The sequence below is a fragment of the Actinomadura sp. NPDC049382 genome (genome assembly GCF_040677125.1).
GTDB classification, from domain to species: domain Bacteria; phylum Actinomycetota; class Actinomycetes; order Streptosporangiales; family Streptosporangiaceae; genus Spirillospora; species Spirillospora geliboluensis.
In genome coordinates, this window is the sequence record NZ_JBFARO010000104.1 from 1 (window position 1) to 12610 (window position 12610).

General features: G+C 74.1%; 10 protein-coding genes. 4 read left to right on the forward strand and 6 right to left on the reverse strand.

The features are described from left to right. The 3 genes from AB0K34_RS35980 to AB0K34_RS35990 all read right to left on the reverse strand — a co-directional run. Positions 1-843: carotenoid biosynthesis protein (locus tag AB0K34_RS35980; protein ID WP_364553313.1), on the reverse strand; the 843-nt coding region annotated here is incomplete at its 3' end. Positions 844-944: 101 nt separating this feature from the next. After that, positions 945-1937: a phosphate acyltransferase PlsX gene (locus tag AB0K34_RS35985; RefSeq protein ID WP_138638384.1), complete on the reverse strand. Its 993-nt coding sequence runs from the start codon at positions 1935-1937 to the stop codon at positions 945-947. Between the two features lies 1 nt (position 1938). Beyond that, the gene (locus tag AB0K34_RS35990; protein WP_240808012.1) at positions 1939-2868 is read right to left on the reverse strand and encodes a phytoene/squalene synthase family protein; all 930 of its coding nucleotides are present in this window, start codon (positions 2866-2868) and stop codon (positions 1939-1941) included. A gap of 462 nt (positions 2869-3330) precedes the next feature. Between AB0K34_RS35990 and AB0K34_RS35995 the strand changes: the two genes are divergently transcribed. The 4 genes from AB0K34_RS35995 (at position 3331) to AB0K34_RS36010 (ending at position 8259) form a co-directional block, all read left to right on the forward strand. Beyond that, entirely contained in the window at positions 3331-5688 is a 2358-nt protein-coding gene (locus AB0K34_RS35995; protein WP_364553314.1) for a histidine kinase, read from the forward strand. Positions 5689-5737: 49 nt separating this feature from the next. Then, positions 5738-6391 carry a response regulator transcription factor gene (locus tag AB0K34_RS36000; RefSeq protein WP_364553315.1) on the forward strand — a complete coding sequence of 218 codons (654 nt, stop codon included), beginning with the start codon at positions 5738-5740 and terminating at the stop codon, positions 6389-6391. Positions 6392-6542: 151 nt separating this feature from the next. Beyond that, entirely contained in the window at positions 6543-7808 is a 1266-nt protein-coding gene (locus tag AB0K34_RS36005; RefSeq protein WP_364553316.1) for an alpha/beta hydrolase, read from the forward strand. Positions 7809-7881: 73 nt separating this feature from the next. Then, complete coding sequence (locus tag AB0K34_RS36010) at positions 7882-8259, forward strand: nuclear transport factor 2 family protein (RefSeq protein WP_364553318.1); 378 nt, start codon at positions 7882-7884, stop codon at positions 8257-8259. Positions 8260-8578: 319 nt separating this feature from the next. Here AB0K34_RS36010 and AB0K34_RS36015 read toward each other — a convergent pair whose 3' ends face one another. The 3 genes from AB0K34_RS36015 to AB0K34_RS36025 all read right to left on the reverse strand — a co-directional run bounded on the left by AB0K34_RS36015 (position 8579) and on the right by AB0K34_RS36025 (position 12600). Then, positions 8579-10582, reverse strand: a complete 2004-nt coding sequence (locus AB0K34_RS36015) for a hypothetical protein (protein ID WP_364553319.1) — start codon at positions 10580-10582, stop codon at positions 8579-8581. Beyond that, complete coding sequence (locus AB0K34_RS36020) at positions 10572-11555, reverse strand: hypothetical protein (RefSeq protein ID WP_138638382.1); 984 nt, start codon at positions 11553-11555, stop codon at positions 10572-10574. The genes AB0K34_RS36015 and AB0K34_RS36020 overlap by 11 nt, the downstream gene beginning before the upstream one ends. A 124-nt stretch (positions 11556-11679) precedes the next feature. Beyond that, positions 11680-12600, reverse strand: a complete 921-nt coding sequence (locus tag AB0K34_RS36025) for a hypothetical protein (protein WP_138638381.1) — start codon at positions 12598-12600, stop codon at positions 11680-11682. Positions 12601-12610: the final 10 nt, after the last annotated feature.

A 12610-nucleotide genomic window follows, 5' to 3' on the forward strand; every position in this document is an offset into this window, starting at 1 on the left:
GGTGGGCCCCCCCCCCCCGCCGGGTGGTGCCCCCCCCGGGGGGGGGCTCCGCCCCATTTTGCGCCGCCCAAACCCGGTGGCGGGGCCGCGGTGGGGGGGGGGGGGCCCCCGCCCCGGCCGGCGCCGGAACGCCGCCACCGCGGCCGGAACCGCGAACATCCCCATCGCCGACCCGCCGGCGAGCGCGACGAGCCGGTCGGGCGGATCGAACACCGCCGCGAACCCCAAGGTCTCCATGCCCGCCATCACCCCGTACAGCGCCACCAGCCATCCGGAGGCGTCGCGCTCCCACCCCGCGATGGGCTCCAGCACGCCCATCAGCAGCGCCGACACTCCGAGCCACCCGGCGTAGTTGCTGACCGGCACGCCCCGGTACGCCCCGCCGTCCACCCATCTCCACAGGTCCTGGCGCAGCATCTGCGGATCAAGGAACAGATCCCACGCCGTCAGCGCCGCGGCTCCCACGGCGATGCGCGTGCACGTCCGCTCCACCGGGACGAGCGTGGCCGCGACCGCGTGCGACGCCGCGCCCATGCCCGCCCACGCCACCGCGACCGCCACCGGGACACCGCCCACCTGCGGGCGCAGTATCGGCGTATAGGTGTACCTCCCGAACGGGACACCCGTCCGCACACCGGTCCACTCCGCCGCGTAACCGATCGCCGCCGCCGCGCCCGCGGCCCCGGCCGCACGCCGAGGTCCCCGCCGCGACGCCACGAAGCACGCGGCTCCCGCGGCCATCAGACCGACCACCGGACCGGTCAGCCGCACGGGGTCCGCGCTCAGCCCGGACGCCACCTGTGCCGCGACCATCCCCGCCAGGCAGCCGGCGCCCGCGATCACCGGACCGGTCGAGCTTCGTCCGCCCCGCACGGGCCTCGCGGACCTCGCGGCCGGAACACCACGCATGGATCCCCCACTTCGCCTTCGGGACTCGCCGACGGTCAGCGCGCTGATGACGCCCTCGCCGTCCTCACGCCGCGGTCGCTCACCGGTGGTGATCCGGCGGCCAGGTCGGACGCCACCACGCACGCCCGCGCGATCGCGGCGGCGGCCGACGAGCCGTGCGCCACGACGACCGTCCCGTTCAGCCCGAGCAGCGCCGCACCGCCGTGAGTGTCGGCGGTGTACGGGCGCGCGACCTCGGCCAGCCGCTCCGGCGGCGCGATGCCGGCGCGTGCGACCAGTTCCACGGTGGTGCGGACGCAGCCCTCGATGTTCTTCAGCACGACGTTGCCGGTGAAACCGTCCGTCACGAGGACGTCGACGAACCCGGCGAGCACGTCGTGGCCCTCGACGTTGCCGTGGAACCGGACGGGCAACTGCGCCAGCCGGCCGGCGGCCTCCCGGACGAGCCGGTTGCCCTTGCCCGGCTCGGTGCCGATGGACAGCAACCCGGCCGACGGGTCGGCCACGCCGAGGACGGCTCGCGCGTACGACGCGCCCAGCAGCGCGAACCCCGCCAGCATCTCCGGCGTCGGGTCGGTGGTCCCCCCGGCGTCGATCAGCACGGTCGAACCGGTGAGCGTCGGCAACGCCACCGCCAGCGCCGGACGCACCACGCCCTCCCGTCTACCGAACGCGCGGACCGCGCACGTCACCACCGCACCGCTCGATCCGGCCGAGACGAACGGGCCGCCCGTTCGACGCGCCAGCTCGCATCCGGCCATCAGGCTGGACGACCGCTGGGCGACCGCTCCCGCACCGCTCTCGGTCATGGGCACGACGCCGTCCGCGTGCACCACGCCGACCTCGCCCAGGCCGCCGTGCCGCCGGAGTTCGCGGTGCAGGTCCTCTGCCCGGCCCACGAGGGTCACCGGCACTCCGTGCTCGCGGCACGCCGACAGTGCTCCGGGCACCGTCTCGGCGGGCCCGTGGTCGCCGCCCATCGCGTCCAGCACCACGGGGGGCACCCCGTCCGCTCGCTCACCGGCCATGTCAGGCCGCCCCGGACGGTACGCGGCGCTCGGCGCGGCCGGCGGCGGACGCGGCCAGCAGGTGCCGCGCGAAGATCACCGCTCGCCGGCGGCACGGCACCCGCGCACGCGCCGCCAGCACGTCGTGGCCCACCTCGGCGATCTGCCGCAGGATGCCGCCGTACAGCTCGCACGCAGCCCGGATGCACGGGCGGGACGACGGCACGAGCAACTCCACACCGTCGAGGGCGCGGCGGTAGTGGGCGCGGGCGCGGACCGCCTCGAACGCCACCAGGTCGCGCAGGGCACGGCTGCTCGAGGCGGCGGCGAGGTCCTCCTCGGTGACCCCGAACTCGGCCAGGTCCTCCTTCGGCAGGTAGACCCTCCCGCGAGCCAAGTCCTCGGCGACGTCCCGGAGGAAGTTCGTCAGCTGGAAAGCCCGCCCCAGCTCGCGGGCGGGCTCCCGCGCCGCCCGCTCGGCGCCCGGCACCGTCTCCAGGACGGGAAGCATCATCAGCCCGATGGCGGCCGCCGAGCCCTCCATGTACGTCAGCAGGTCCTCATAGGTGCCGTACCGGGTGACGGACAGGTCGGTGCGCATCGACCGCAGGAACGCGTCTATGTCGGCCTGCTCGACGGCGAACGAACGCACCGTGTGCACGAAGGCCGGCAGGACCGGATCCCTTATCGGTTCACCGGCCAGGCAGCCGTTCAGCCTGGCGGTCACCGCGTCGAGCGCCGCGACCCGGCCGTCCGGTGCGGCGGTCCCGCACTCGTCGACGATGTCGTCGACGTGGCGGGCGAAACCGTAAAGCGCGTGCACATGCCTGCGCTTCCACGCGGGCAGCAGCAGGGTGGCGAGGTAGAAGGAGCGCCCGTGGCGGGCGTTGAGGCGGCGGCAGTACTCGTAGCTCGCGGTCAGCGTCATCGACTGGCCTCTGTTCTCCCTCATCGCCGGTTGGTCCGTCTATCGGCGCACGACCGTCGATCGGTTGCGATCCTCCGCAAGACCACCAGGTGACGTGTTACCGGCGACCTCTCCCCTTCCGGTCGGCCGCGTCCTACCCGGCAACGTGGCGCACAAGCGAGTGTTCAACGGATCTTTGCCCGCCGAGCGCGCGCTGACGGCGGCGCGTGCAGCGTTCCCTCCCGCACCATGAGTGCCGGCACGAGGTCGGCCAGTGGTTCGGGCAGCGCGATCGGCTCGTCGCCCAGGTGGATCTGTACTTGGCCGTCGCCGGGGTGGATGTGGCCGATGGTCAGGCGGCTGATCGCCGAGCCATTGGGCGTAGAGGAGAACGAGGAGGCCGGCGACGCGCCGGCTTAGACAAGCTGCTTGGTCATCAGGGCCGGCTGTGTTTACCGCGTTGCTCCAGGCGCAGGGCGCATGGCGGCGGAAAGTAGGGTTTGGATCGTGAAGAGGGCACGGCGGACCTCTGCCGTCGCCGAAGTTGCACACCCGCCGTGGCCAGGTTGGTGGGACCTGCTCCCGGCGGCGGCCGTCATCGTCGCGCAGTTGCTCGTGTGGGCGGCCCCTGACGTGTCGTCTGCGCTCGAACACGTCCTCGCCCTGGGATCTGCGGGCATCGTCGGCGGGGCCGCGAAGGCCGTGTTCGCAGTGCTCGGCATGTGCGTCGCCGCCGGAGCGGTGGCCGTGCGCCGGACCGTGCCCGTGTGGGCCCTCGGCGGGGCGCTGACGGCGGCCTTCTTGGCCGTCGGCACCGGCGGAGCATCCGTGGTGTGGCCGTTCGCGCTGGTGGTCGTGCTGTATTCGCTGGCCGTGCACCGTACGGCCGGGCTGGCCGCGGCAGGAGCCGCCGTGACTTCGGTGGCGGCCGCCGTGGCGGTCGCCGCCGCAGGTGCGGCTCCCAGGACCGCGGCGGGGGCGGGGCTGCTGGCGGCGGGCGGTGCCGCGATGGTCTGGGTCCTGGGCAGGTCGCGGCGGCGCAGGCGGGCGGACCGGTCGGCGCTCGCCGCCTACCGTGCCGGCGCGGCCGCGGTGCCGCGGTTCGCCGCCGAGGCCGAGCGGGAGCGGCTGACCGCCGAGCTGCACGACGTGGCGGCGCACCGGCTCACCGGCATCGTGGTGTCGGCCGCCGCCGCGACCCGCCTCGCCGATCCCGACTTGGCCGCGGAGGCGACGCGTCATGCCGCGAGCGCGGCTCGGCAGGCCCTGGCGGAGCTGGACCGCCTCATCGAGGCCGCCGGGACCGTGTCTCTCGACGACATCGACGCGCTGGTCGCCGAACACGCGTCCGTCGACTATCTGCGTACGGCCACCGCCGCGCCGCCGGACGTCGTCGCGGCGGCCCACCGAGTGGTGCGCGAGGCGCTGACGAACGCCCTCAGGTACGCCTCGGGCGCTCGCCGTGTCACCGTCGAGGGAACCGCTGCCACGCTCACCGTCACGGTCACCGACGGGGGCGGCCCTCCCCTGGCGCCCGGCCTCGGCACCGGCCACGGCTTGGCCGGACTGCGCTCGGCCACGCGGTCCCTCGGCGGTTCGTTCTCCGCGGGCCCCGACGGCACCGGATGGAAGGTGCACGCCGAGTTCCCTCTCACCGCAGCGCCCGCGCCCGGGACCGTCCGGCAGCACCGGAACGGCGGTCCGCACGATGTGCTCTCGACCTCCCCGCGGCAGCGGCCCGGACGGTCGCGTGCTGCCACGCTTGTGGCCTTCCTGAAGGGCCCGGGCGGCTGGCGGGGCCCGGCCGCGCTGGACGCGGTGCTGGTCGTGCTGGCGGTCGCGCTGTCCCTGGGGGCCGAGCTGCCGCCGGGAGATGACCCAGACCCCTTCTCCTCGCCGCTCGTCGGCGCCGCGCTGGCGGCGCTGTTCACCGTGCACGCGTTTCCGCTCTGGTGGCGGAGGCGCGCGCCGCGTGGCGCGCTGACCATCGTCCTCGCGACGCTCCTGGTGTGGGTCGGGCTCGACCTGGCCGGCTGGCCCGGCCCGCCCCTCAGCGATGTGCTCCTCTGGTACTGGTGGGTCGAACTGGCGCTGGTCTACGCGGTCGCCGCCTTCCCCCAAGGCGGGCGGACCTGGCCGGTGCCCCTCGCCGTCGCTGCCGTGGGCGGGGCTGCCCTCGCCAGTGGGCACGGCATCACAGGGAACCGTGCGGCCGCTTGGGCGGCCCTCACCGCGGCGCTCGCGGTCCCGTGCCTGGCGTCCTGGTCGCTCGGTGCACGCACCGCCGCACGCCGGCGACGGCAGGACGCGATCACCGCGCGGGACCGCGACCGGCTCGCCCGGGAGGTCTCCGCGGCCGCCGAGGCCGAGCGCCGGCGGATCGCCGACGGGCTGCGCCGCACCGCGCGCCGGCACGCCCGGGCCGTGGCCGACGAAGCCGACGCCGGCCGTCTCGACCGCGTCCTCGCCGAGGCCAAAGCAGGGCTGGCCGCGCTCCGGGAGCTGCTCCGCGAGCTGCGGGCACGCGACGACGGAGGCGACCCGCCGCCGACCGTCGACGGCATCGCCGCCCTGGCGGCGCGGCGCGGCGCCGCCGTCCGGTTCGCCGGTGAGCGCCGGCCGCTACCGCCCGCCCTGGAGGTCGCGGCGTACCAGGTGGCGCGGGATCTGCTCGCCGGCGGGGACGCGATCACGGTCGCGTTCTCCGGCCGTGGCCTCACGGTGTCCGGGCGGGCTCCCGGGGCGCCCGGCGGTGCAGCGGCGGAGCGGCGCCTGCGCACGCTGACGGACGCCTGCGGCGGTACGCTGACGATCGCCGACGACGGCGTGGCGCGCGGATGGCTGCCGGAGGTGTCCAGCCCTTGATCGAGACGACCGGTGCGGGCTTCCCGGCAGCGGTCCCGGCGGTGCCCTCGTGATCCGCGTGGTGATCGCCGACGACCAGGCCGTGGTGCGCGCCGGGATCGCCGCCATGGTCGGCGCCGAACCCGACCTGACCGTGGCCGGCCAGGCGGGCGACGGCGACACGGCCGTGGCCCTCGCGGCCTCGCTCCGTCCCGACGTCGTGCTCATGGACGTCCGCATGCCCGGCGCGGGCGGGCTCGCCGCGACGGCGAGGATCACCGCCGACGTCCCCTCGACCCGCGTGGTCGTGCTGACGACGTTCGATCTCGACGAGTACGTGTTCGCCGCCCTGCGCGCGGGCGCTTCGGGCTTCCTGCTGAAGGACGCCGACCCGGAGCGGGTGATCGACGCGGTGCGGCTGGCCGCGCGGGGCGACGCGCTGCTCGACCCGGCCGTCACCGGACGGCTGATCGGCCGGTTCGCCGGAGGCCCCGGCCCGGCCGAGGCCGAACGGCTCGCGGCGCTCACCCCCCGCGAGACGGAGGTGCTCCGCCGGGTGGCGCGCGGCCTGACCAACGCGGAGGTCGCCGCCGAACTCGGCATCGGCGCGGCGACCGTGAAGGACCACGTCGCGGCGGTGCTGCGGAAACTCGCCGTCCGCGACCGGGTGCAGGCGACGATCTTCGCCTACGAGAGCGGCCTCGTCCGTCCCGGCGTCCGCTGACACATGCCGCCATCGCGTCCCGGTCGGTGGTGACGGGTCGCCCATCCGCCGAACGGCGGGGCGGCGCCCCCCGTGCGACGGGATTCCGGCCTCCTGGAATCGGGCCCGAGGTGCCAGGGATCGGACTCTCCTCGCTTCTAACGTGACCCGCATGTCACATACCGCCCTGCGTCGGCTGTCCGGTGCCCTCGTGCTCTCCGCCGCCGCGCTGGCCGCCCCGCTCGCCGGCGCCGCCGGCTTCTTCGGCCTCGCGGCCGTCACGGCCCGCATTCCACTCCTCGCGGTCACGGGGCTGCTCGTCGTGGCAGGTGTCGGCATCCTGCACGGCCTCCCCGCTTTCGCCCTGCTCGGTGCGCGCCGCAGGCAGGCAGCCGCGCTGCTCCTCGGCGCCGGCCTCGCCGCCGCCGTCGCCGCGGCCGCCTCGATCACCGTCTTCCGGCCCTTGCCCGTCCCCCCGGCCGCCGCGGTTCCCCCCGGCGTCCGGTTCTGGACCCTGCCGACGGGTTCCCGGATCGCCTACGTCCACGCGCCGGCCAATGGCAAGCCCAGGACGACACCCGTGGTCTTCCTCCATGGAGGCCCCGGTACCCCCGGTGAGGGGATACCCGTGGGAGGCGCCGCGCTCGCCGCGAACGGCTTCGACGTGTACGCCTACGACCAGCTCGGCGCCGGCCGGTCCACGCGCCTGTCCGACGTCACCGGGTACACGGTGGCGCGCCACGTCGCAGATCTGGAGGCGATCCGCGGCGTCATCGGCGCCGACAAGATCATTATCGTCGGGCAGTCCTGGGGCGGCTCCCTCGCCGCGCAGTACCTCGCGGCCCACCCCGATCACGTCGCCAAGGTCGTCTTCACCTCGCCCGGCGCCCTCTGGCTGCCCGCCCTGCCAGGCGGCGATGCCGATCCCTGGGCACGGCTCACGCCGTCGCAGAAGAAACGCTACGACGCGTTGACGTCCTCCCCGCGGCTGCTCGCCGCGTCCCTCCTCCTGAACATCAACCCCAACGCCGCCCACGCCCTGCTCGGCGACCGCGAGGCCGACGAGCGCTTCCACGAACTGGGCGTCGTGGTGAAGGACGCCTCTTCCTGCCCCGGCGCGCCGCCGAGAACGCCCCACGGGAACCGGCAGGGCTTCTACGTCAACCAGATCACCAGCGAGGACTTCCGCGCCGTCCCGGATCCCCGCCCCGCACTGCGCCGCGTCCGAGTCCCTGCACTGATCATGCGCGGCACATGCGACTACGTGAAATGGGCGGCGACCTACGACTACCGCCGAACGCTTCCCGACTCGACGCTCGTCATGGTCGAAGGCGCCGGGCACGCCATAGCCGGCGACCAGCCGGCCATCTACACCGCTGTCCTCCGCGCCTTCCTCCTCGACCGCCACCTCCCCCTCCCCGCCTACCAAGTGCTGTGACCGGGATGGTCCACCGTGATCGGAAGGCGGTTCGCGGGACGAGCGCCCGCGCAACGGCTGGTATTACTGGGGCATGCAGGAAGAGGCGGCACGCTCCGCGATCGACACGTTCCTCTCCGCTTTTAACGCCTCGTCCGACAGCTATACGTCTGCCCTGCTCTCCCAGGCCCTTACCTCGGACGTGGTCTTCTGGGGGCCGTTGGGCCGCAGTGAAGGAATCGCGGCGGTCGAGCGGTTCGTGCTGGACATCCGGAACCACCCGGCGGGGCCCGGCACGATGGTGCGCTGCTCAGCGGTGGACATGCCTGACGAGTGGGCCCGCTACCAGTGGGCCTTCACCACGCCGGATGGAGGTCCCCGCCTGGCGGGAACGGATGTCGTCCATCTGCGGCGGAGCCTCATCGACCAGGTCATCGTCTTTGCGGGAGAGATCGAGCCGTTCGCCTCCTGAGTCGCCTTCCGCCGCCGTCCTTCTCCTGTACTTAGTTGGCCGGGCTGGACTGCCGCAGCGGGCCGACGTAAGCCTCGATCGGGTTGGCCCACGATGCACCCGAGGGGGATCTCCCATCGTTCGAATGGGCGGCCGAACCAGGCGGTGTAGCGGGCGCACAGTTCGGCTTCGCGCCGCTCGCCGGTCGTTTTCGCCGTGGCCTGCTCGCACCGAGTTCATCATGCCGGTGGGCGTAGGAGACCAGCCCGTGCGGGTCGTAGACCTTCTCCTGGTGGATCACGACGAACGCCGGGCCCGGCGGTCTGAGCCCGAGCCGACGCTAAGAGCGTGAGACGGTACGGGCGACGCCTGCCGCGATGGTCGTGACGAGTATCCAGCCCGCCGCGATCAGGGCGTAGGACACCCACTGGAACGCCCCCGCCGGATTGAACGCGTGTTCCTGGCCGAGATCGACGAGAGGGACGAGCAGGTCGAGGCTGTAGACGACCGGGTTGAAGTGCGGGGCCTCGGCGGGCTTGAGCGGGGCCGGCGGCCAGTGCGCGAACACCGTGCCGCCGACCAGGAGGAGCAGGCAGAACCAGAACGCCGCGCGCCACGGTTGGAAGCCGTAGCCCACCGAGTAGTCCTGGACGCGCCCCCAAAGCCGGGTCACCGGCGGTGCCGAGGCCCATTGCCGGCGTTCCCTGGCGAGCAGGATCCGCCGGGCGTCGGCGGGACGGCCCGCGCGGGCATAGTGGGCTGCGAGCTGCTCGTACGGCTGGGATCGTCCTTCACCGTGATCCAGTGCGAGCCAGCGCAGCCGGTCCCGCGCTAGTAGGCGCGGTTCGAGGGACTCGTAGGTCAGCCCTTCGAGGTCCAGGGCCGCGGGCGGATGGTCCGGGTCATCGATGAGCACCCCGATCCTCGCGTGGCCGAGGGAGATCGTGCCCCGGGCCGGGTCCGCGGGCGGCAGCCTCAACTCCGCCGCGCTGAGCATGTGCAGGTCGAGCAGGACGCCGTCGTGGGAGATGCGGGCACCGTCCAGCCGCAGCCGCCGACCGATGCTCGTCCCGGACAGGTCGACCGTGCCGCGGGCCGTCAGCCCGTTCGCCGTGAAGTCGGTGGCCACGTCGCTGCGGCTGAAGACGAACACGACGCCGTCCCGCCCCAGCAGGCGCACGGCGTCCAGCATGACGCCGCCGCCGACGGTGCAGCTGTGGAAGCGGACCCGTCCCTGCGCGGTGACTCTGCGCAGCAGCACGTCCCCGCCGATTCGCGGCCCCTCGGCCACGAGCACGACATCCCGCCCGTCGGACGTCAGCCGGGCGTCGTCCAGGTTCAGGTGGTCACTGATGCGTGTCCCGGTCAGCGAGATGGGGCCGCCCGTCACGGTGACGCCGCGGGCCTCTATCGCGCCGATCGCAGCCCGGTCGAGGTTCGCCGCGACACCGCCGGGATTGCCCAGCACCGCGCCCGCGAGGTGGAGGTTGGCCTGCAGTTCGGCCCCGATGAAGCGAACCTCTCCCTCCGCGCGGAACCCGTCCCCGCACCACAGGCCGCCGCGCACGGTCACACCGCCCGCGGCAAGGGCGACACCGCCCGGATTGCGCAGCACCGCGCCGGACATGTTGACGCTGCCCGTGATGTCGGCGTTGAAAAGACTGAAACGCCCGGTCACCACCAGCCCCGGTGCCCGCAACCGGCCGGCGAGGGCGATCCTGTCGAGGGCCAGCGCCGCCGACGGCGGCCCGGCGATCACGGCGTCGGTCAAGTCGATCAGGCCATCGACACGGGCGCCGCGCAGCCTGACCGCGCCCGACGCGCGGAGCGCGTTCAGCCGGACGCCGCCCGACGCCGACAGCCCGTCCGCGGACAGTGCCACGCCCGACGGACCGCCTCCGAGGTCGATCCCCGCCGCGGTCAGCGCACCGTCCACGCGGGCGTGGTCAAGGCATATGCCGTCGCGGACGGCGGTGCCGCTGAGATCCACGATCCCGTCGGCCCGCCAACAGGTGCCGTCCAGCGCGGGCAGGAAGCAGTCCCTCAGCCGGATGCCGCGCGTCGCGGCCTCGACCAGCCGCACCGGCTCGGTGAACTCGCAGTGTTCGGCGGACAGCGGCTGGCCGACGGCCGCGCCGGACAGGTCCAGCGCCCCGGAGATCCGGGCGCCGCACAGGCGGACGGCCGACGCGCGTCCCGGCTCCGGCTCCCGCGCGCCGAGGAGCAGGGCGGCGATCACCTCGGCTCGCACATCGCGGACCTGCGCGCCGGTGAGGTCCGTGAGCGCACCGTCCGGGAAGGCGTCCCAGACCCGCCGTTCCGCCTCGCCCAGATCAGGGAACACCCGCGGCCCGCTCCTGCAGTTCCAGGACCAGCGCGTGCGCCGCCGGGCCCAGGTTCCCGGCGAGCGCCAGCTCCGCGTCCCGCTCCATCCCGGTCAGCCCGCAGCGCTGCCGCAGCGCGCCGAGAAGGCCCCAGCCCGCCTCCGGGACGAGGGCGGGCAGGTCGTCCGGCAGCTCCCGGACCCAGTCCTGCACGGCGAGCAGGTCGACATGGCGCCAGCGCCGCCAGAACTTCAGGCAGCGCAGCACGATGCCCGCGCTGACCACCGGGTCCTTGCCGCGGTCCAGGACGACGAGCTTGCGGGGAACCGCGTCGAGGTGGGCCAGGCCGACGCCCAGCGGATCGACGATCTCGTCGTGGACGAGGTCGTAGTAGAGCGCGTTGACGGTCAGGTCCCGGGTCGCCGAGTCGTGTACGAGGTCGCCACCGAAGGCGGGAAAGCGGAAGCCGTCCAAGGCCAGCGGCCGGTACTCGAATATCCGCTGGCGCGTTCCCGGCGGGGCCAGCGACCAGACCAGCCGGGGCGACACGTTCGGCTCGAAGTCCCCGGCACCGTCACGCCGCCGCTGCCGGCGGTGCAGCGCCGTCAGCCGGCCGGGACCGGCGGTTCCGGTGCAGTCCAGGTCGCCGTCCGTCGCGGCGGGACCGTCCGCCAGCAGGTCCCGGACGGTCCCGCCGGCCACCCACACCTCGTGCCCCTGCGCCTGCAACGCCCTCAGCAGCCGCCAGATCGCCCTGCCGCCATCGCCGAGCTCCTCGATGCGGCTCAGGACCGACATCCGGACATGCGGGGGCGCCTGCTCGACCCGCCTGGCGCCCGTGAGCGGCGGCTCTCCGTGCCGCTCGACCCCCGCGCCGCCGGAGGGCAGCGGCCGGTCGGGCGGCTGGGCCAGATCCTCGTCGCCCTCGACGAGCAGACGGTCGCCGAGGGCGTCGGAGACGTAGGCGAAGCCGATCACTCGCTCATCGTCCACGATGTCGCCCCGCAGGACGGGACCATGCGGTGGACGTGAACGGGCTTCACTCATCGGGGGCTCCCATCGCCGCGGCCGGGGCTCGCCAGGCAACCACCGGCCTGTCGCATCTGCGTCGCAGCGGTCACCACGTCCAGCGGAACCCGGCTGCCGCGTTCTCCATCGTCGGCACGAACCAATGCACCCTGTGCTCCCGGTCCAGTACGACGGTCTCCTCGCTGAGGACGTGTCCGCCGCGGTAGTCGTCCCACACCGTCCACCACAACCGCAGCGGGCGCCGTTCCGGGTGGAACTGCACGACGATGTCCACGTTCTCCGTGCGGGCGTGCGCGACCCTCCGGTACTCGCAGGCGAGGTCGTCCCCTTCGAAGGCGACCTGGTAGTCGAGTGAGGTGACCTGCCCGGCCCGGAGCGGCGTGTTCAACGCGATCTCCAGGACGGGCCCGCTGCCTTCGAAGGTGTGCGTCGCCCTCAGCCGGCCGCCATGGATCCGGGTCACCTGCTTCACGGCGGGCCGCAGCCGGAACGGGAAGCTCTCCACGCCGTCCTCACAGGCCATGATCGCCCGGGTGGTGCGGTGCGCGGAGGCTCTGCCGTCGGCGCCGATCCAACGCCGCTCGAACACCGCCACCGTGCGGTGCCGCTGCCGGAGCGGGACGATCTGCGAACCCCGGAGCGTGCCGGTCACCGGCGGATTCGGCGCGGACCCCGACCGGGTCGCGCGCAGCCGCGCCGCATCGTCGGCGTTCATCTCGAACGCCTCGATGAACCAGGTGAGGGTCTCCCCCGACAGCACCTCGCCGCTCAGCGCCCGGTGGATCCGGTCCTTCAGCAGCCGGGCGAGCGCCGTCTGGCGCTCCGGCCGCTGCCCGGACTCCCACAGGTAGAGCGCGAGCACCTGGGCGACGGCCGCCTGGTTGACCGGGTCGGCGGCCGCGGTCCGCCGCCGGAACGGCTCCCAGCGGGCCCGGTACGGCTCGCGCGACAGCAGGGAGTGCAGAAGGTCTCCGGCCGCCCCTACGCTGCCCTGCCGTGGATCGCCCAACCCGGCCCCC